This window comes from Arthrobacter zhaoxinii (assembly GCF_025244925.1).
Taxonomy (GTDB): Bacteria; Actinomycetota; Actinomycetes; order Actinomycetales; family Micrococcaceae; genus Arthrobacter_B; species Arthrobacter_B zhaoxinii.
The window spans coordinates 1,653,305-1,672,908 of the sequence record NZ_CP104275.1 but is presented as its reverse complement, the minus strand read 5'-3'; the positions used below and the strand labels follow the sequence as shown (position 1 = coordinate 1,672,908).

Below are 19,604 nucleotides of genomic sequence, written 5' to 3'. Positions count from 1 at the left end.
TTAGCGGGCGGAGGTCTCCGCCTGCTGGGCGCAGGTGCTGCAGATGCCGCTGAAGGTTACTTCGGCAGCCAGTACGGTAAAGCCGGAATCGTCGGCCGGGGTCAGGCAGGGTGCCTGGCCAATCACGCAGTCGACGTCCTTGATGGCTCCGCAGCGGATGCAGACCAAATGGTGGTGGTTGTCCCCCACCCTGGACTCGTACAGTGCAGGCGAACCGGCGGGTTCAATCCGCCGTGCCAGTCCGGCCTCGGTGAAGGCGGACAGGATGCCGTAGACGGCCTGGGCGGAAATACCCGGCAGCTCCGATCGAACGGAAACCAGAACGGTGTCTGCACTGGAGTGCGGTGCCTGCTGCAGCGCTGCCAGGACGGCAACGCGTTGTGACGTGGACTTCAGCCCCGCGGACCGGATGTTCGCGGCCAGGGTTTGTGCTGTGTCCGCCGCTTCCTGCATAACAAAAACCCTATCAGTTGTTTTGATTGGCTCAAGACAACTGGCGGCCTTTTGGGCTGTGATTCCGGACGCTGTGACCGTTGCCGCAGGAGACGCCCGGGTAGGGGACGATAGAGGGAAGAGACGAAGAACCAACAAAAGGAACACCATGGGCACTTTGAAAGAGCAGCTGCAGGCGGACATGAAGGCACACATGAAGTCGGGCAACCGGACGGCCCTGACCACCGTGCGCAACGTCCTGGGCGAAATCACCACCCGGGAAAAGTCGGGCAAGACACCGGTGGAGCTCGATGACCTCCAGATTGTGTCCCTGCTGCAGAAGGAAGCCGCGAAGCGCCGTGACACGGCCCGGATCTACACGGAGGCCGGCGAGGCTGACCGCGCTGCCTCCGAGGTTGCCGAAGCGGAGATCATCGAGGCCTACCTGCCCGCTCCCCTGACCCGGGCCGACGTCGAAGCCATTGTGGACGAAGCCATCGCGGCACTGCGCGCCGGCGGCGAAGAACCCTCGATGCGCCAGATGGGATCCGTGATGAAGCCGGTCACCGCCAAGGTGGCAGGGCGGTTTGACGGCAAGGCAGTGAGCGAGATTGTCCGGTCCCGCCTGGCCTGACAGCAGCGCGATCCCCCGCTGTTACTCTGGTTGCTGAACGCTCATTCCGCTCACCCACGGAGGTACAGGTGCCCGCAACCGGCACGGGCCAACGCCTGCTGGATTCCGCTACGGAAGCCTTCGCAGCAAAAGGTTTCCACGGCACCACCACCAGGGACATCGCGACGGCGGCGGGGGTCACCCCCGGCGCCGTCTACGTGCACCACCGCTCGAAGGAAGAGCTGCTGTACAGCATCTCCCGGGTCGGTCATGAGCGCACGCTGGAGCTGGTGCGCACCGGGGTGGCCTCCAGCACCGATCCGGTGCAGCAGATCCGCACCATGGTCCGCGACTTTGTGGAATGGCAGGCGGCCAACCGCACCAAGTCCAGCGTGGTGAATTTCGAGCTCGCGGCCCTCACGGAGGATCACCGGGCCGAGGTCCTGGAAATCCGGCGGTCCGTGGACGCCGAGTTCCGCGCCGTCGTCGACCGCGGGCGCCGACAGGGACTGTTCGACGTCGAGGACACGGGCCTTGCGGTCCTGGCCCTGCTCTCGCTCTGCGTGGACGTGGCCCGCTGGTACCGGGGGGACGGACGGCAGACGGCCGCCGGCATCGGCGAACACCACAGCCGGCTGGCGCTGCGGATGCTGGGCGCGGCGTCGTCGTAACCGGCAGGCAATACCTCCGGGAGCCTGTTGTCCGCTCCGGAGAGCGCGGCATACTGGAAGCCGGATCCTCTGGAAATCGAGGTGCAGCATGGCGGAACTTACGACGCTGGTCTCCGGGATCGGTATGGGCGAATCAGCCCGGTGGCATGCCGGCGAGTTCTGGTTCGCGGACTGGACGGCCGGAACCATTTCAGCATTGGATGCCTCCGGCAATGTGCGGCGGGTGACGGCGGTCCCGTCATTTCCCATCAGCTTTGACTGGCTGCCGGACGGCCGGATGGCCGTGGTCTCCGGAACGGACGGAACCGTCCTGCTGGAAGTACCCAATGCCGGCCTGGTACCCCATGCGGACCTGGCCGGACTGTCGGTTTATCCGTGGAACGAGATTGCCGTGCACCCCTCCGGCGGCATTTACGTCAACGGCCTGGGCTACGACTATTCCGCCGACCCGCAGGCCAGCGGGGTGATCGCACTCATCCGCCCGGACGGGTCCGTGGAACAGGTGGCGGACGGTCTCGCGTTCCCCAACGGCATGCTGGTCTCCGACGACGGCGGCACGCTGGTGGTGGCCGAGTCCAATGCCGGCTGCCTCACGTCCTTCGCGATCAACGACGACGGCGGCCTCACCCCCGCCGGGGAATGGGCCGCGGTCTCCGGCAGCGCACCTGACGGCATCTGCTGGGACGGCACCGGCGGCATCTGGTTCGCAGAGGTGCCGGGGGAACGCTGCGTCCGCGTCCGTGAGGGCGGAACGGTCGTGGAGACGGTGCAGCTGGACCAGGGGTGCTTCTCCTGCGCCACCGGCGGCGTTGACGGCGGACTGCTGTTTATGATGACTGCCCGGTGGCCGGAAGTGATGGATCCCGCAACCCCCGGAAGCGGCCAGGTGCTGGGGCTGCGGGTCCGCTAGGCACTGCCCGCCCCTCACCGCTGCAGCTCCGCTCCCGCGGGTCAATGCACGAAAACCCGCCGCAGCCTACTATCGTCTGCTCCAGGGGTTAGGAGCCGAACGCCGGCAACCGCCATCACATCATTCGAAGGACGGCTGCGTGCTAGAGGAATACAACTGGGCGGGAAACCTGCGTTACTCCCCCGAAGAGATCACCCAACCCGCCAGCATTGACGAAGTGCGCGAAACCGTCGCGGCGGCTGCGGCGGTCCGCACCCTCGGCACCCGGCACTCGTTTAATGGCATCGCCGACACCACCGGCGTCCTCGTGAACCTGGAAAAGCTCGGCGGCCCGATGGTGCTGGATGCAGACGCCCGCACCGTAACAGTGAACGCAGGCACCCGGTACGGGGAGGTCGCCGGCTTCCTCGTGGAGCACGGCTTCGCGCTGCACAACATGGCCTCCCTGCCGCACATTTCCGTGGGCGGGGCCGTTGCCACTGCCACTCACGGTTCCGGCACGGGCAACCTGGCGCAAGCCGTCGCGGCCCTGGAACTGGTCACGGCAGACGGCGGCCTGCTCCGGGTCGACCGCAGCAGTCCCGACTTCAGCGGCATGGTGGTGTCCCTGGGCGCCCTGGGAGTGGTCACCCGGATTACGCTGGACATCGAACCGGCGTACGAGGTCCGCCAGGATGTCTTCACAGACCTGCCGTGGGCGGCTGTGGAGGAGCACTTCGACACCATCACCACTGCCGCATACAGCGTGAGTATCTTCGGGAACTTCACCGGCGCCGCCGCCTCGCAGGTGTGGCTCAAGAGCCGGATGGACAAGGAGCAGCCGTATGCCGGCAGGCAGGACTTCTTCGGTGCAGCTGCCTCCGACGTCCCCCGGAACCCGGTGCCGGGCATGAGTCCGGTGAACTGCACCCGGCAGCTGGGCGTTCCGGGATCCTGGTCCGACCGGCTCTCCCATTTCCGCCTGGGCTTTATGCCCAGCAACGGAGATGAGCTGCAGAGTGAATACCTGGTGGACCGGGCGTCCGCGGTCGAGGCACTCCGGGCACTGCGTGCCATGTCCGGACGGATAGCGCCCCTGCTGCTGGTGGCTGAAATCCGGACCGTAGCCGCGGACGATTTATGGCTGAGTACCAGTTACAGCCGGGATACGGTGGCCTTCCACTTCACCTGGAAACCCCGGCAGGACGCCGTCGAAGCCCTCCTGCCGGAGCTGGAAGCCGCTCTGGCCCCCTCCCGGGCCCGCCCGCATTGGGGGAAGTTGTTCACTCTGGAGCATCCGCAGCTCCAGCAGCTGTACCCCCGGCTGGGCGATTTCCAGCAGCTGGCCCGCCGGCTGGATCCGGAGCGCAAGTTCGTGAACCCGTTCCTCGCCCGGAAAGTCCTGCCGGCGGGCCTCCTCGGCGGCTAGGCGAACGCCGACAGGCCGGTGATGTGCCGGCCCAGGATCAGCGACTGCATGGAATCGGTGCCCTCGTAGGTGAACACCACCTCCATGTCGGTCAGGTGCCGGGCCACGTGGTTTTCCAGCAGCAGGCCGTTGCCGCCCATGATGTCGCGTGCCTCCGAGCAGATCCAGCGGCCCTGCCGGGCGGCGAACATCTTGGCCATGGACGCCATCGGGCCGGTCATCTTGCCTTCGTCGCCGAGTTCGTTGAGCCGGAAGCAGGTCAGCTTGATCGCGGTCAGCTGCGCAAGCATATTGGCAAGCTTGTTCTGCACCAGCTGGAACCCGGCAATGGGCCGGCCGAACTGCACCCGGTCCTTGGCATAGGCGACGGCAATCTCATAAGCGGCCACCGCGTGTCCCAGTGCCTCCCATGCGACTCCCCCGCGGGTCGCTGCCAGCACCTTGTTGACGTCCTTGAAGGAGTTGCAGTTCTCCAGCCGGTTCGCCGCGGGGATGCGCAGGTCCTCAATGAGGATGTCCGGCTGCAGCACGGCCCGCTTGCCGATCTTTCCGGTAATCACGTCCGCACGGTAGCCGGCGGGGTGGTTGCCGTCCGCATCCTTTTCCATCACGAACGCCTTCACGGCGCCGTCGGCTTCGTCGCGGGCGTAGATGATGACGACGTCGGCAAAGCTCGCGTTGCCGATCCACCGCTTGCTGCCGTTCAGGATGTAGGAATCGCCGTCGCGCCGGGCGCTGGTTTCCAGGGAGACCGAATCCGATCCGTGCCCCGGCTCGGTGAGGGCAAAGGCCCCGATTTTCTCGAACCGCGCCATGGCGGGCAGCCAGCGCTGCTTCTGTTCCTCGCTGCCGAGCATGTCGATGCTGCCCATGGCCAGGCCGGAGTGGACGCCGAAGAAGGTGTTGATGGAGCCGTCGCCCCGGGCAAGTTCGGCGGCCGCCGTGGAGGCGGCGATCCGGCTCAGCCCCGGGCAGCCGTGGCCCGAGATGGTGCCGCCGGCAATGTTCAGCGCGGCGAGCTTGGGGACCAGTTCGAACGGGAATTCGGCCCTTTCCCAGTAGTCGTTGATGACCGGCAGCAGATCATTGTCCACGAAGGCGCGGACCTGGTCCCGGACGTCGCGGGCCTGGTCATCGAGCAGCTCATCTAAGAGGTACAGGTCGGCGTCGATGCCGTCCAAAGCGGTGGGGTCGAAGGCGGCACGCGCGGATTGTGTGACGGTCATGGGAGGCTCCTGGGGTTCACTAACTAATCGTTCAGTTAGTATGACCGGCATCACACCCGTGGTCAACGGCGATTCCTGCCCGTGCGGATGTGGCCGGGACGAGTTCGCCTATCAGGACAGCCGTGGCTGCCGGTCCGCGCCGCGGTGCCGTAGGCAGGATCGAGGTGTCCGCCACCCGGAGTCCGCGGACACCGTGGACCCGGCCGAAAGGGTCAACAACGGATGCCGGATCATCCGCCGGACCCATCCCGGCCGTTCCGCTCATATGCAGGGCCGTACCCAGGCGTAACTGCATCCACTCATCAAGAAGGTCGTCCCGGGCCAGGGCGGCCGGCAACGGTTCCGTGATCCGGGCGACCAGCGGCCGGAACGCGCGGGTCGAAAGGAGGGCCACCGCCGTCCGTACCGCGTACCGCATCCGCTGCCGGTCGGATTCCACGGACAGGTAGTTGTACTCCAGCCGCGGCTGGACGTCCGGGTTGGAGGACGTAAGGGTGAGCCGGCCTCTGGCATGCTCGTCCTTGAGGGCAACCAGGAACTCCAGGTCCTCACGGTCACTCCCTCGGCCCACCCGGGGGTTGCCCGCTGACAGCAGATAACCCATCGGCTTCACCAGAGGCAGAATCTGCAGGTCACCCGCACCGCGCACCTGCTGCCCGCCCGCATTGAAATTCAGGGAGCTTTCCATAATCCGCGGAACCGTGGTGTCCACCACGCCCCGCTGAGGGGACCACTGAACCGCGACCTGCGGATGGTCGGTGAAACCGGCACCCACACCAGGCCTGTCGGCTATCACCTCGATGCCGTGCGCCCGCAGGGCCGCTGCCGGCCCGATCCCCGAGAGCAGCAGCAGATGCGCCGACTGGATGGCGCCGGCGCAGAGCACTATCTCGTCGCCCCGGAGAACCGATGCCTTCCCCGCGCACTCCACCTCGACGCCCACTGCACGGGCACCCTCGAAGAGGACCCGGCGGACCAGGGTCTGCCCTCGAATGGTCAGGTTCGCGGGGACGCGCCCGGACACCAGATAGGCGAGCGCCGTATTCCACCGGAGGCCGCCTGCCACGTTCATGGGTACCGGCCCGACCCCGGGCCCACCTTCGCCGTTCTTATCCGGCTCCTCGGGGAACCCGAGCTCCCGGGCGGCCTGATGGAAGGCACGGGTGATGGGGTGGGACTGCGGCGGCCGCTGCACCGGCACCGGGCCCGCCGACCCGTGTCCCGGCAGGGTTCCGAAGTCCTGGTCCGCCTCGATTGCCGCATACAGCTTCGTTGCCTCGGCAAAGGACCACGCCGGTCCGCCCACTCGGGCCCACCGGTCAAAATCCTCCTTCGGTGCACGGACAAAATAGCCCCCGTTGAGCGCCGTCGAGCCTCCGAGGATCCTCCCCCGGGCAATTGAGTACGGCCTGCCGGGAGTGAGCTCACCCAAAAAGGACCAGTTGTTGGGATGCCCGGGCATTGCCCCTTGCACAGTGCCCGCGTCCAGAAGCTCCGACGGGTACCCGGCGCGGTCTCCCGGAGCCGGACCTGCCTCAATCAGCAGCACCCGGCGGTCCGGATCCTCGGCCACACGGGCAGCGAGGGGTGCTCCGCTGCCTCCGCCGCCCACCACAATCACGTCGTAGTGCTCCGGCATATCCATCCCCCCGTGTCCGTACCGGCTAAACCCCGGCCTGTCCGTCCAGAACATCAGGAAACAGCTTCAGGGATTCCTGCAGGATCCCGGTAAGTTCCGTGTCCGTTGTTTCCAGCCACTGCTCGTACGCTGCCAGGCATAACCCCAGGAGCGCCCAGGCGATCGCCTGTGGTTTGAGGCTGCCCTCCGGCAGATCCAGCCGCTTGCCCGCAAATCTGGCCACCACCCGCCGCCAGGCAGCGTACCTCAGCGTCGAGTGTGCCTGCAGCGTAGGAACGCCGAGCAGGAGTTCCATCCGCTGCCGGTGATACGGAACCTCCCCGGGCGGCAGCCGGTTGAACTCAATGACTGCGCTGCAGAGTCCGCCGGCCAGCGGCACGGTTTCCGGCAGTGAATCCAGATATCCGTCCATCCGGGCCAGGAGCTCCTCAAAGTCTCCCCACGGCAAATCGTTCTTCGACGGAAAGTACCGGAAAAAGGTCCGTCTGCCGATCCCCGCTGCAGCAGCAATCTCGTCCACGGTGACCTGGTCAAAACCCTTCCGGTCAAAGAGGACCAGCGCCGTATGGCTGAGCTCTGCCTTGGACGTGACCGGTTTCCTTCCGGCTCGTTCCGGTTTCCCCAACGCCGCTGCAGTTGCCACGAAATTACCTCTTCCCAATGGCACTCGGTGCCGTTACTCTCGCCGGCACACAGAGTATCGCCGCCGAAGCCGGATTCTGCCAGAAGGAGCACCCATGCGAGCCGCCCAAGACCCGATTGCAACCCCGCTCACCGAAGATTCCGTCCCCGAAGGAGCCGTACGCACCGGAGCGGAACCGGAGGCAACGGAGGACCTGCTGGTGGAGGAAGTCTCCATCGACGGTATGTGCGGCGTTTACTAGGGCCGGCGCGGAATGCAGACGTTTGATCTCAACCGCCCCTGGCGGCTGCACCCCCAGGTCTCGGTCCGTCCGGAACCTTTCGGCGCGCTGCTCTACCACTTCGGCACCCGCCGGCTGTCCTTCCTCAAGGACAGGACCCTCCTGTCGGTCGTGCAGCAGCTGCGCACTGAACCGACTGCCGGCGCGGCCTGCACATCGGCCGGCGTCGGCCCCGCGGACCTCCCCCGCTACCAGCGGGCCCTGGGCGCACTGGCCTCCTCAAATATGGTGATCGAGAGGACGCCATGACGGTGCTCTCCACTCCCCGGCCGGGAACCCTGGTCGATCTGTTCGAGACCGGCCTCGACGCCCCGATCTGCCTCACCTGGGAACTGACCTACGCCTGCAACCTCTCCTGTGTCCACTGCCTCTCCAGCTCCGGCCGGCGGGACCCCCGGGAACTGACCACCCAGGAGTGCAAGGCAGTGATCGACGAACTCGAAAGAATGCAGGTGTTCTACGTGAACATCGGCGGCGGGGAGCCCACGGTCCGCCCGGACTTCTGGGAACTCGTCGACTACGCCACCGCCCACCACGTGGGCGTGAAGTTTTCGACCAACGGCGTGAAGATCACCCCCGACGTGGCAGCCCGGCTGGCGGCGAGCGACTACGTAGACGTGCAGATTTCCCTTGACGGGGCCACCGCGGACGTCAATGACGCCGTCCGCGGTCCCGGTTCGTTCGACACCGCGCTCCGTGCCATGCAGAACATGGCCGACGCAGGGTTCACCGGCTTCAAGATCTCCGTGGTCTGTACACGCCAGAACATTCCCCAGCTGGACCGGTTCAAAGCCATTGCGGACAAGTACCAGGCCCAGCTGCGCCTGACCCGGCTGCGGCCCTCCGGCCGCGGCGCCGACGTCTGGGACGATCTGCACCCCACGGCCGCGCAGCAGCGGGAGCTCTACGACTGGCTGGTGGAACACGGCGAGGACGTGCTTACCGGTGATTCCTTCTTCCATCTGTCCGCGTACGGCGGATCCCTGCCGGGGCTGAACATGTGCGGCGCCGGCCGGGTGGTCTGCCTGATTGATCCGGTGGGAGACGTCTACGCCTGCCCCTTTGCCATCCACGACGAGTTCCTGGCCGGCAGCATCCGCAATCCCGGCGGGTTCTCCGAGGTATGGCGGCACTCGGAACTGTTTACCCGGCTGCGCTCCCCGCAGACCGGCGGGGCCTGCTCCGGCTGCCCGTTCTTCGACACCTGCCGCGGCGGGTGCATGGCGGCCAAGTTCTTCACGGGGCTGCCGCTGGACGGGCCGGATCCGGAGTGCGTCCGCGGGCTGGGCGAGGCGGCCCTCGAGGCCCGGGCCGGGGAAGCCCTGCCCCGTCCCGACGGAGACCATTCCCACCGCACCGCTCCCCCGCGGCCCCGGAGCGGCGCCGTTCCGGTCACCATTTCCCGGCGCCGGCCCGCTGCCGCGCCGGTCAGTGCCTGTGCTGAAGATCCGCTCGCAGGCTTCAACCCCGCGGCTGAACCATCGGGCTGCGGCGGGAGCTGCGGCACCTAAGGTCCGGGCCGCACCCGGCGGCCCGCCACAAAAAGAAAGAAGGTACACGCAATGGGGCGTGTTGAAGGCAAAGTCGCATTCATTACCGGAGCCGCCCGGGGGCAGGGCCGCAGCCATGCGCTGCGGCTGGCCCAGGAGGGGGCGGACATCATCGCCGTCGACATCTGCGGCCAGGTGGACACCGTGCACTATCCCATGGCTACCCCTGAGGATCTGGCGCAGACCGTCAAGGATGTGGAGGCACTGGACCGCCGCATCGTGGCTATCGAAGCCGACGTCAGGGATTACGGCACGCTCAAGGCCGCGGTCGACGACGGCGTCGCACAGCTGGGGCGGCTGGACATCGTCAGTGCCAACGCCGGGATAGCGGGCTTCGGCGCCGTCGATGAGCTGACTGACGAGGAATGGCGGGACATGCTGGACATCAACCTGACCGGTGTCTGGCACACGGCGAAGGCCGCCATCCCCCATCTGCGGGCCGGCGGCAACGGCGGATCCATCATTCTCACCAGCTCCACCGCCGGACTGATGGGCATTGGAAACCTTGCGCACTACGTGTCGGCAAAGCACGGCGTCGTCGGGTTGATGCGCGCGCTGGCGCTCGAACTCGCGCCGGACATGATCAGGGTCAATTCCGTGCACCCCACGAGCGTGGACACGGACATGATCCACAACAGTGCCACCTACAACCTCTTCGCACCCGATCTGGACAATCCGACGCGGGAGCAGATCGGAGAACGTTTCCAGGCCCTCAATGTGCTGCCGATCAAGTGGGTGGACGCGGTGGATATCTCCAACGCCGTCCTGTTCCTGGCCTCTGACGAGGCGCGGTACATCACCGGCGTGACCCTGCCCGTCGACGCCGGATCCACCGCCAAGTAATCCTTTCCACCATCAGAGGAGGCATGCCATGGGGCGTGTAGAAGGAAAAGTCGCGTTTATTACCGGAGCTGCCCGCGGTCAGGGCCGCAGCCATGCAGTCCGGCTGGCGCAGGAGGGCGCGGACATCATCGCCGTGGACCTCTGCGACACACTGCCGGGGGTCGGCTACCCGTCGGCCACGGAGGAAGACCTGGCCCAGACCGTCAAGGAAGTTGAGGCACTCGACCGGCGCATCATCGCCGCCAAAGCCGATGTCCGGGACCGCGGCGCCCTGCAGAAAGCCATCGAGACCGGCGTCGCGGAGCTCGGCCGGCTGGACATTGTGGTGGCCAACGCCGGCATCTGCATCATGAAGCCGTGGAACGAAGTCACCCCGGAAATCTGGAACGACACCGTGGGCACCAACCTGACCGGCGTCTGGAACACGGTACAGCTGGCGGCGCCGCACCTGGTGGAAGCCGGCGGCGGCTCCATCATCCTCACCAGCTCCGCCGCGGGCCTGAAGGGACTGCCGTTCCTGACCCCCTATGTCGCCGCCAAGCACGGCGTGGTGGGCATCATGCGCGCCTTCGCCACGGAGCTGGCCGAGCACAACATCCGGGTCAACACGGTGCATCCCACCGGCGTCGACACGGCGATGGCGTCCGGCGACGGAATGGCGGCCATGGGCGCAATGCTGGAGGCCCACCCGCGGATCGGCGGCATGATGACCAACCTGCTGCCGGTGGACATCACGCAGCCGGTGGACATATCCAACGCCGTGCTTTTCCTCGCCTCGGATGAGGCCCGCTACGTCACCTCGCTCGCGATGACGGTCGACGCCGGCAACACCCAGTACTAGCCAACCAACCGAATCGAAAGGAGCACGTCATGGGGCGTGTGCAGGGAAAAGTTGCTTTGGTTACGGGGGCGGCCAGGGGTCAGGGCCGCAGCCACGCCATCCGGCTGGCACAGGAGGGCGCGGACATCATTGCCGTTGACCTCTGCGACTCCGTGCGGGGCGTAACCTACCCGGCTGCGACCGAGGAGGACCTCGCCCAGACGGCCAAGGAGGTCGAAGCCCTGGACCGGCGCGTCGTCGCGGTCAAGGCGGACGTCCGGGACCGGGGCGCCCTGCAGAACGCCATCGATGCGGGTGCGGCGGAGCTGGGCAGGCTGGATATCGTGGTGGCCAATGCGGGCATCATGATCATGCGGCCGTGGGACCAGACCACCCAGGACATCTGGGATGACACCGTGGGAATCAATCTCACCGGTGTCTGGAACACCGTGCAGCTGGCCGCCCCGCATCTGGTGGAGGCCGGCGGCGGCTCGATCATCCTCACCAGTTCCGCCGCGGGGCTGAAGGGACTGCCGTTCCTGGCGCCTTATGTCGCCGCCAAGCACGGCGTGGTGGGACTGATGCGGGCCTTTGCCACGGAGCTTGCCGAACACCATATCCGGGTCAATTCCCTCCATCCCACCGGGGTGATGACTCCCATGATCAGCGGTGAGGACATGCAGTCCTTTCCCGTCTGGCTGGAGGAACATCCCCGGCTGGGCAGCATGTCGACCAACCTGCTGGACGTCCAGGCGGTCCAGCCGGCGGATATTTCCAATGCGGTGTTGTTCCTGGCCTCCGACGAGGCCCGCTACGTCACGTCCCTGGCCATGACCGTGGATGCAGGGGTTACCCAGTACTGAACCGACCGGCAACACACTCCCAGGAAAGGAAAGCACCATGGGAAACCTTGACGGAAAAGTAGCGTTTATCACGGGCGCAGCCCGCGGCCAGGGGCGGGCGCACGCCCTGCGGCTGGCCCGCGAGGGGGCGGACATCATCGCCGTCGATCTCTGCGGTCCGGTGGAGACCGTGACCGAGTTCTATCCCCCGGCAACCCCGGAGGATCTGAAGGAAACCACACGCCAGGTCGAAGCCCTGGACCGGCGCATTGTCGCGGTGGAGACCGACGTCCGCGACATCGAAGCGCTGACTGCGGCGGTGAACGACGGGGTGGCGCAGCTGGGCCGGCTGGACATCGTGGTGGCCAACGCCGGCATCTTCACCTTCGGTTCCGCCACCCACAAGGTCGACGAACAGTCCTGGCAGGACCTGATGGACATCAACGTCACCGGCGTCTGGCACACCTACAAAGCGGCCGCCGAGCACCTGATCGCATCCGGACCCGGCGGCTCCGTCGTCATCATCTCCTCGCTGGCCGGGTTCAAGGGACTGGCGAACGTCGCGGCGTACACCACCACCAAGCATGCGGTTGTGGGCCTGATGAAGGTGCTTGCCAACGAGCTAGGCCCGTACGGGATCCGGGTCAACACCATCCACCCGAACTCCGTGGACACCCCCATGGTGAAGAACCGGAAGACCTACCAGTTGTTCCGGCCCGAACTGGATGATCCGCAGGCCGCGGACGCCGAAGCGGCGTTCGCGGGCACCAATCCCATGGGCAAGGCATGGATTGAGCCCGAGCATGTGTCCAACGCCGTGGCGTGGCTGGCCTCTGACCAGTCCTACTACGTCTCCGGCGGCCAGATCCCGGTCGACGCCGGCGGCGCCGTCCACTGACCGGATGGGAAAGGAACCCTGTGCAGACCACGGATATCGGGGCCACCCGGGACCGCATCGCCGCGCACCTCGTCGGCCGTGAGCGTGAGCTGGAACTTACGCTCGCGGCCGTCGCGGCCGGCCGCGACATAGTCCTGGAGGGCCCTCCGGGCACCAGCAAGACCACCATGCTCAAGGCCATCACTGCCGAATGGGGCATTCCGCTGCTCTTCGTCGAGGGGAACGCGGATCTGACCCCGGCCAAACTCGTAGGACACCACAACCCGGCACGGGTACTGCGCGAGGACTACAGTGCCGACAACTTCGTGGCCGGCCCCCTGGTGGAAGCAATGCAGACCGGCGGATTCCTGTACATCGAGGAGTTCAACCGGGCTCCGGAAGACACACTGAACACGCTGCTGGCTGCCATGGCGGACCGTTCCATCGCGGTCCCCCGCGTCGGCAGCATCCCGGCCCTGGACACCTTCCGGGTCATCGCGTCCATGAATCCCTACGACAACCAGGGCACCACCAGACTCTCCACGTCCGTGCATGACCGGTTGAACCGGCTTGCCGTCGGCTATCAGGACGACGACGCCGAACGCGGCATCGTGGCACTGCGCACCGACGCGCCGGGGGCGCTTGGAGAAGCGCTCATCGCCGACGCCGTGGCACTGACGCGGGCCACCCGGGACCATCCGGATATCCGCCAGGGCTCCAGCGTGCGCGGCGCCATCGACTGCGTGCTGGTGTCCGGCCAGCTCGCCGGCCTCCGCGGGATCTCCGACCCCGGCGATGCCGGCTACCGCGAGTTGGTCTACGACGCGATGGCGGTCTGCCTCTCCGGACGCATCCACCTGGACGAAGCCGCCGAGACGACTCCGGAACGGGTGCTGCGGGAGATATGGGAGGACCACTTCATCCTTCATCCTGCGGCGGCGGCACCCGGTTGAAGAGAAGTTTCCGCCGATTCGCCGGTATCCCGCCGCACCGGACGCCGGCCCGAACGGCGCCCGCCGCTGCGCCGTGCCCCCAAACAGCTGACCGAGGATCCCGCCGTGTTTGAGCCGGTGCCCGGTTCAGGTCCGGGCGCAGTGATCCAGCCCGTCGCGGCACGCCGGCGCACTCCGGCGGGGGCGGCACCTCCGGGTTCGTCCCGCCCGGGATTCACCGACGAGGCTGCTGCACCGGCGGAAGCCGGGACGGCCGCGGTACCTGTCGACCCGGCGGTCCGCGCACGGGTCCGGCATATCGCCGCCCTGCTGTCCGTACCCCGCCCGCGGGCGGACGCGGTGCCGCGCCGCGGCAGCGGATCACTCGCCAGCCTGCCCTACCGGGGCGGCAGTGATGACATCGACCTGGACCGGACCCTGGAAGTGCTGGCCGAGCGGCCGGTCCCCGACGACGAGGACATCGTGGTCCGGGACCGGGTGCGCACCCGCCGGTCCGTGGTGCTCGCGGTGGACGTGTCCGGGTCGATGAAGGGCGAACGCCTCCAGACCGCCGCTGCCACGGTGGGGGCATTGGCCGCCGAACTGCACCGGGACGCGCTGGCCGTCATTGCCTTCTGGTCCGATGCCGCCCTGCTGCTGCCGCTGGGCGCCGAGCTGAAGCCGATGGAGCTGCTGGACACGCTGCTGCGCATCCCGGCCCGGGGGCTCACCAACATCAGCTTTCCGCTGGAGCTCGCCCACCGTGAACTGCTGCGGATCCCGGTTCGGGACGCGAGGGTGCTGCTGCTCTCGGACTGCGTCCACAACGCCGGCCCGGATCCCCGGATTGCCGCGGCGCGCCTGCCTCGGCTGGACGTCCTGATCGACACCAGCGCCGAAACCGACGTCGAACTGGGCCGCCAGCTCGCCCGGGAAGGACGCGGCACCGCCCGAACCATCCATACCTACCGGGACGTTGCGCCAGCCGTAAGCGCAGTGTTCGCCACCTGAAGGTCCAGTCTCAACCATGAAAGGCCGTGCCATGTTCACCAATCCCTGGTTCGAAACCGTTGCCGAGGCCCAGCGCCGCGCCAAAAAAAACCTGCCGAAATCCGTCTACGGCGCGCTGGTCGCCGGATCGGAGCGAGGTGTCACCGTGGAGGACAACATTGCCGCGTTTTCGGAGCTGGGCTTCGCCCCGCACGTGGTCGGACAGTCCGCAAAGCGTGACCTGACCACCACCGTCATGGGGCAGCAGATCGCCCTGCCGGTAATCATCTCCCCCACCGGCGTGCAGGCTGTACACCCCGAGGGCGAAGTCGCAGTGGCGCGTGCGGCCGCAAACCGCGGGACCGTGATGAGCCTGAGTTCGTTCGCCAGCAAACCCGTGGAACAGGTGGGAGCGGCTGCTCCCCAGCTGTTCTTCCAGATGTACTGGAGCGGAACGCGGGAGGCGATGATCCAGCGCATGGAGCGTGCCCGGGCCGCCGGTGCCACGGGACTGATCTCCACCCTGGACTGGTCCTTCTCCAACGGCCGGGACTGGGGCAGCCCGGTGATCCCGGAAAAGATGACGCTGAAGGCCATGACTCGGCTGGCTCCGGAGGTGCTTCCGCATCCCCGCTGGCTGCTGGCCTTTGCCCGGTCCGGGCGGGTACCGGACCTGACGGTGCCGAACCTGGTCCCGCCGGGAGGCGAAGCCCCCACCTTCTTCGGAGCGTACGGCGAGTGGATGCAGACGCCGCCGCCCACCTGGGAGGACGTGGCCTGGCTGCGCGAGACGTGGGGAGGGCCGTTTATGCTCAAGGGCGTCACCCGCGTGGACGATGCCCGCCGGGCGGTCGACGCCGGCGTCACCGCACTCTCGGTCTCCAACCACGGCGGCAACAACCTCGACGGCACCCCGGCCACCATCCGGCTCCTCCCCGCCGTTGCCCAGGCCGTCGGCGGCCAGGTTGAGGTCCTGCTCGACGGGGGTATCCGGCGCGGCAGCGACGTGGCCAAGGCGCTGGCCCTGGGTGCCCGGGCCGTGATGATCGGCCGGGCCTACCTGTGGGGGCTGGCCGCGAACGGCCAGGCAGGGGTGGAGAACGTCCTGGACATCCTCCAGGGCGGCCTTGACTCCGCCCTGCGGGGGCTGGGGAAGACCTCCATCCATGAACTGCGCCCCGAGGACCTGGTCATTCCGTCCGGGTTCACCCGGTCAGTGGGAGACCCGCCCAAGGACCGGGAGAGCTGAGTGGCCCCGTCCGCGCCCTTGCCGCCGTCGTCGCCACCGCCGTGGAGTCTGGCGGCACGCACCTGGCCGGAGGTCCGCCGGGGCGCCACGGTCCTGGTGCCCACCGGCTCCACCGAACAGCACGGCCCGCACCTGCCCCTGGACACGGATACCGTGATTGCGGCGGCGGTCGCGGCCGAGGCTGCCGCGAGGACCGGGCCGGCCGACGTCGTCGTCGCCCCGGCGCTGGCCTACGGTGCCAGCGGGGAGCATCAGGATTTTCCCGGCACGGTGTCGCTGGGGCATGAGGCACTGAGCCTGATGCTGGTGGAACTCGTCCGCTCGCTTTCGACCTGGGCGCGCCGGGTTGTCTTCGTCAACGCGCACGGTGGAAACGCTGCGGGACTGGTCCGGGCGGTGGGGCAGCTCCTTGCCGAAAACCACTCGGTCGGATGGGTGCCCTGCACCTTCGAACCCGGGGATGCCCATGCGGGCCGGACGGAAACGTCGCTGATGCTGTATTTGTCGCCCGGGAGCGTCCACCTGGACCGGGCAGTCCGCGGGGACACGCGCCCGCTTCCCGAGCTGATGCCGGCGCTGCGGTCCGGCGGCGTGAAGGCTGTCTCCCCGCTCGGCGTCCTGGGCGACCCGGCCGGGGCCTCCGCGGCCGAAGGGCAGGAGCTCCTCGTTCGCGCCGCCGGGGCCGTTGCCGCCCGCCTGGCCGGCGCTCCGGATCGGTACGGGTGCCTCCAGCCGCTGCCGGCGGCGGTTCCGTGACCGGCCTCCCCGTCGGCTTCGGCATCCGGCTCTCCGAAAACGTGCGGGTCGGCGGCAGTGCCCAGGTACTCACCGGCGGCTCTCCCCTGCGCGTACTCTTCCCGGGCGCGGCGGCACGGGAGCTGCTCGAAACAGGCGGGTTCACCGTTAGCGACGGTCCTTCCGCAGCGCTGGCGGAGAAACTGCTTGCCTTCGGCATGGCCGACCCCGCAGCCGCTGTCCTTGCGGCACCGGCGGACCCGGCCGTGACGTTCGTGGTGCCCGTCCGGGACCGCCCGGACCATCTGCGCCGGCTGCTGCAGAGCATCGGTCCGGGACACCGGGTGGTGGTGGTGGATGACGCTTCCTTGTCCCCGCAGCCGATCGCCGACGCCGCGGCCGCCTACGCCGCCGAGTACGTTCCCCTGGCCGTGAACGCGGGGCCGGCCGCTGCCCGCAATGCCGGGCTGGCACGGGTCCGGACACCCTACGTGGCGTTTGTGGATTCCGACATGGTGCTGGATCCCGGGACCGTTCCTGCACTGCTGCGGCATTTCGCCGATCCGGGCGTAGCGCTTGTGGCGCCGCGGATCCTGGGCTGGAATCCGGGCAATGACACCGGGTGGATCTGCCGGTATGAGGATTCCCGCTCCTCCCTCGACCTCGGCAGGCGCCCGGCCCTGGTGCATCCGCGCGGGACGGTGTCCTGGCTCCCCGCGGCGTGTCTGGTGGGACGTGTCGAGGCCCTGGGCAGCGGCTTCAGCGCCGAACTGCGCGTCGCGGAAGACGTGGATCTGGTCTGGAACCTGGTCCGCCAGGGCAAGCGCGTGCGTTACGACCCATCGGTGGCTGCGCGGCACGAGCACCGGCGGGAGCTTGTGCCGTGGCTGGCCCGCAAAACGTTCTACGGGTCCGGGGCGCACGAGCTTTCCCGGCGGCACGGCAGCAACGTGGCCCCGGCGGTGCTGGCACCGTGGAGCGTCGCGTTCCTCTTTGCCCTGCTGGCCCAGCGCCGCTGGTCACTGCCCGTGGCCGCCGTTCTGGCGGCGGCCACGGTCCTGCGGCTGGCCCGACGCCTCCGGCGCAGCCCGAAGCCCCTGCAGCTTGCGGCAGTCCTCGTGGGACAGGGGGTCCTGGCTGCGCTGGGGCAGGGATCGGCGCTGCTGCTGCGGCACTGGTGGCCGCTGACGGCCGCGGGCTGCCTGTTTTCCTCGCGCCTGCGCCGGGCAGCGCTCCTCGCCGGAGTGGTGGACGCCGCCGTGGAGTACCGGCGCACCGGAGCCGAGCTGGATCCGGTGCGGTTCGCTGTTGCCCGCCGCCTGGATGATCTGGCCTACGGCGCCGGGGTGTGGTTCGGGGCGGTCCGGGGACGTTCGGTGGGAGCGCTGCGGCCTGAAATCACCGGTCTCCATGGTTTCCGGCGGCGCCTGCGGCGGCTAGTGGATGGCCACGCCTTCCGGCAGTTCGTTGGTGGGCCGGCGGACGAAGAACGACGCCGCGACGGCGACGAGGGAGACCACCGCACCCCAGAAGAACGCCGTATGAACGCCGGAGGCGGCGGCGGAGACCGCTGACGCGCCGTCGGCCAGGGCCGCCGTCGTGCCGGTGGTCATCAGGGTGATGAAGACAGCAGTGCCGGCGGCGCCGGCAAGCTGCTGCAGCGTGTTGATGATGGCGCTGCCGTGCGAGTACAGGGACTTGTCCAGCGAGCCCAGCGCCGAGGTGAACAGCGGAGTGAAGATGAAGCCCAGCCCGGCGTTCAGCAGGCAGTGCATCAGGATCACGAGGCCCACCGGGGTTTCATCCGTCAGCAGGGTCATGCCCCACAGGGCGGCGCTGAGCACCACGGCGCCGGGAATCACCAGCGGGCGGGGACCGAAGCGGTCAAACAGGTTCCCCACGATGGGCGACAGGATGGCCATCACGGCACCGCCGGGAAGCAGCAGCAGCCCGGTGTGCAGCGTGTCCAGTCCCAGCACGTTCTGCAGGTACAGGGGCAGCACGATCAGGCAGCCGAACAGGGCCATCATGGAGACCAGGACCATAACGATCGCCACCACGAAGGGCTTGCTGGTGAACGTGCGCAGGTCCATCAGGGCACTGTCGGTGCGCTGGAGCACGAGCTGGCGCAGAACGAAGCAGGCCATGGCGATGACGCCGACAGAGAGCGGGATCCACAGCGGCATCAGTTCCTTGCCCTGCGCGGCCTCGCCGATGCTGCTGAGGCCGAAGATGAGTCCGCCGAAGGCGAAGGTGGACAGCACGATGGAAAGCACATCGAAGGGCACGCGCTTGGTTTGGGTGAGGTTCTGGACCTTCATTGCGCCCACAGCCAGTGACAGCAGGGCAATGGGCAGGACCAGCCAGAACATCCAGCGCCAGTCCAGCGCGCTGAGGATGATGCCGGAGACCGTGGGGCCGATAGCCGGCGCCACGGCGATAACGATGGAAATAGTGCCCATCATCTGTCCGCGCTTATGTGCGGGAACCGCGTTAAGCACCGTGGTCATCAGCAGCGGAAGCATAATGGCGGTACCGCCGGCCTGGATGATCCGGCCGCCCAGCAGGGTGCCGAACCCCGGAGCCAGCGCCGCCAGCAGCGTGCCGGCACTGAACAGGGACATGGCGGTCAGGAACAGTCCGCGCATGGAGAACCGCTGCAGCAGGAAGCCGGTGGCGGGAATGACCACGGCCATGGTCAGCATAAAGCCGGTGGTCAGCCACTGGGCGGTTCCCGCAGTGATGTCCAGGTCAGCCATGAGCCGGGGCAGCGCCACGCTCATGATCGTTTCGTTCAGGATGACCACGAACGAGGAGACGAGCAGCAGCCCGATCACGGTCTTGGTGCGCGGATCCAGCGTGGCCGGGGCCGGCTTCTTTCGTGCGCGCCGGGCGGTTCCGGCAGTGGACACGGGTGTTGCGGAGGGATCGATACTCAAGGAGG

Annotated in this window: 20 protein-coding genes and 1 pseudogene; 16 read left to right on the top strand and 5 right to left on the bottom strand. The window is 67.7% G+C overall.

The genetic code is table 11. The annotated features are described in order from the left end of the window. Complete coding sequence (locus N2K95_RS07855; RefSeq protein WP_260653625.1) at nucleotides 1-453, bottom strand: Fur family transcriptional regulator; 453 nt, start codon at nucleotides 451-453, stop codon at nucleotides 1-3. 148 nt (nucleotides 454-601) lie between these two features. Here N2K95_RS07855 and N2K95_RS07850 point away from each other — a divergent pair, with 148 nt between their 5' ends. From N2K95_RS07850 to N2K95_RS07835, 4 genes are all read left to right on the top strand, one after another. Beyond that, complete coding sequence (locus N2K95_RS07850) at nucleotides 602-1,066, top strand: GatB/YqeY domain-containing protein (protein WP_260653624.1); 465 nt, start codon at nucleotides 602-604, stop codon at nucleotides 1,064-1,066. A 68-nt stretch (nucleotides 1,067-1,134) separates the two neighbouring features. Further along, nucleotides 1,135-1,716 (top strand): TetR/AcrR family transcriptional regulator, encoded by a 582-nt coding sequence (locus N2K95_RS07845; protein ID WP_260653623.1) that lies wholly within the window; start codon nucleotides 1,135-1,137, stop codon nucleotides 1,714-1,716. An 88-nt stretch (nucleotides 1,717-1,804) separates the two neighbouring features. Next, nucleotides 1,805-2,626 (top strand): SMP-30/gluconolactonase/LRE family protein, encoded by an 822-nt coding sequence (locus N2K95_RS07840; protein WP_260653622.1) that lies wholly within the window; start codon nucleotides 1,805-1,807, stop codon nucleotides 2,624-2,626. A gap of 139 nt (nucleotides 2,627-2,765) precedes the next feature. Continuing rightward, nucleotides 2,766-4,034: a D-arabinono-1,4-lactone oxidase gene (locus N2K95_RS07835; protein ID WP_260653621.1), complete on the top strand. Its 1,269-nt coding sequence runs from the start codon at nucleotides 2,766-2,768 to the stop codon at nucleotides 4,032-4,034. On the opposite strand, the gene N2K95_RS07830 is transcribed toward N2K95_RS07835, so the two are convergent. The 3 genes from N2K95_RS07830 to mftR are packed head-to-tail and all read right to left on the bottom strand — an operon-like array spanning nucleotide 4,031 to nucleotide 7,542. Next, nucleotides 4,031-5,260, bottom strand: coding sequence for an acyl-CoA dehydrogenase family protein (locus tag N2K95_RS07830; RefSeq protein ID WP_260653620.1), 1,230 nt, complete (start codon nucleotides 5,258-5,260; stop codon nucleotides 4,031-4,033). The two genes, N2K95_RS07835 and N2K95_RS07830, sit on opposite strands and share 4 nt — an antisense overlap. A 31-nt stretch (nucleotides 5,261-5,291) precedes the next feature. Further along, nucleotides 5,292-6,899, bottom strand: a complete 1,608-nt coding sequence (gene mftG, locus N2K95_RS07825; RefSeq protein WP_260653619.1) for a mycofactocin dehydrogenase MftG — start codon at nucleotides 6,897-6,899, stop codon at nucleotides 5,292-5,294. A 25-nt stretch (nucleotides 6,900-6,924) separates the two neighbouring features. Continuing rightward, nucleotides 6,925-7,542, bottom strand: a complete 618-nt coding sequence (gene mftR / locus N2K95_RS07820) for a mycofactocin system transcriptional regulator (RefSeq protein WP_260653618.1) — start codon at nucleotides 7,540-7,542, stop codon at nucleotides 6,925-6,927. Between the two features lie 94 nt (nucleotides 7,543-7,636). On the opposite strand from mftR, the gene mftA reads away from it, so the two are divergent. From mftA to mftF, 12 genes and pseudogenes are all read left to right on the top strand, one after another. Further along, nucleotides 7,637-7,783, top strand: coding sequence for a mycofactocin precursor MftA (gene mftA, locus N2K95_RS07815; RefSeq protein ID WP_255792266.1), 147 nt, complete (start codon nucleotides 7,637-7,639; stop codon nucleotides 7,781-7,783). Between the two features lie 12 nt (nucleotides 7,784-7,795). Further along, on the top strand, nucleotides 7,796-8,071 hold the full coding sequence (gene mftB, locus N2K95_RS07810) for a mycofactocin biosynthesis chaperone MftB (protein WP_260653617.1): 276 nt from the start codon (nucleotides 7,796-7,798) through the stop codon (nucleotides 8,069-8,071). Then, nucleotides 8,068-9,333 carry a mycofactocin radical SAM maturase gene (gene mftC / locus N2K95_RS07805; protein ID WP_260653616.1) on the top strand — a complete coding sequence of 422 codons (1,266 nt, stop codon included), beginning with the start codon at nucleotides 8,068-8,070 and terminating at the stop codon, nucleotides 9,331-9,333. The genes mftB and mftC overlap by 4 nt, the downstream gene beginning before the upstream one ends. Nucleotides 9,334-9,384: 51 nt before the next feature. Then, a complete protein-coding gene (locus tag N2K95_RS07800) occupies nucleotides 9,385-10,215 on the top strand; it encodes a mycofactocin-coupled SDR family oxidoreductase (protein WP_260653615.1) in 831 nt (276 codons plus the stop codon). Between the two features lie 28 nt (nucleotides 10,216-10,243). Then, on the top strand, nucleotides 10,244-11,056 hold the full coding sequence (locus N2K95_RS07795) for a mycofactocin-coupled SDR family oxidoreductase (RefSeq protein ID WP_255792270.1): 813 nt from the start codon (nucleotides 10,244-10,246) through the stop codon (nucleotides 11,054-11,056). A 29-nt stretch (nucleotides 11,057-11,085) separates the two neighbouring features. Beyond that, nucleotides 11,086-11,898: a mycofactocin-coupled SDR family oxidoreductase gene (locus N2K95_RS07790; protein WP_260653613.1), complete on the top strand. Its 813-nt coding sequence runs from the start codon at nucleotides 11,086-11,088 to the stop codon at nucleotides 11,896-11,898. 37 nt (nucleotides 11,899-11,935) lie between these two features. Continuing rightward, the gene (locus tag N2K95_RS07785) at nucleotides 11,936-12,775 is read left to right on the top strand and encodes a mycofactocin-coupled SDR family oxidoreductase (RefSeq protein WP_260653612.1); all 840 of its coding nucleotides are present in this window, start codon (nucleotides 11,936-11,938) and stop codon (nucleotides 12,773-12,775) included. 20 nt (nucleotides 12,776-12,795) lie between these two features. Next, nucleotides 12,796-13,707 carry an AAA family ATPase gene (locus N2K95_RS07780; RefSeq protein ID WP_260653611.1) on the top strand — a complete coding sequence of 304 codons (912 nt, stop codon included), beginning with the start codon at nucleotides 12,796-12,798 and terminating at the stop codon, nucleotides 13,705-13,707. Between the two features lie 105 nt (nucleotides 13,708-13,812). Beyond that, the gene (locus tag N2K95_RS07775) at nucleotides 13,813-14,697 is read left to right on the top strand and encodes a vWA domain-containing protein (protein WP_260653610.1); all 885 of its coding nucleotides are present in this window, start codon (nucleotides 13,813-13,815) and stop codon (nucleotides 14,695-14,697) included. Between the two features lie 31 nt (nucleotides 14,698-14,728). Next, entirely contained in the window at nucleotides 14,729-15,925 is a 1,197-nt protein-coding gene (gene mftD, locus N2K95_RS07770) for a pre-mycofactocin synthase MftD (protein WP_260653609.1), read from the top strand. Further along, nucleotides 15,926-16,681, top strand: coding sequence for a mycofactocin biosynthesis peptidyl-dipeptidase MftE (gene mftE / locus N2K95_RS07765; protein WP_260653608.1), 756 nt, complete (start codon nucleotides 15,926-15,928; stop codon nucleotides 16,679-16,681). After that, nucleotides 16,648-18,051, top strand: a pseudogene (gene mftF, locus N2K95_RS07760) (mycofactocin biosynthesis glycosyltransferase MftF); the annotation flags it as partial. The gene mftE and the pseudogene mftF, both read left to right, overlap by 34 nt. Nucleotides 18,052-18,096: 45 nt before the next feature. On the opposite strand, the gene N2K95_RS07755 reads toward mftF, so the two are convergent. Continuing rightward, nucleotides 18,097-19,599, bottom strand: coding sequence for an MDR family MFS transporter (locus N2K95_RS07755; RefSeq protein ID WP_407080127.1), 1,503 nt, complete (start codon nucleotides 19,597-19,599; stop codon nucleotides 18,097-18,099). Nucleotides 19,600-19,604: the final 5 nt, after the last annotated feature.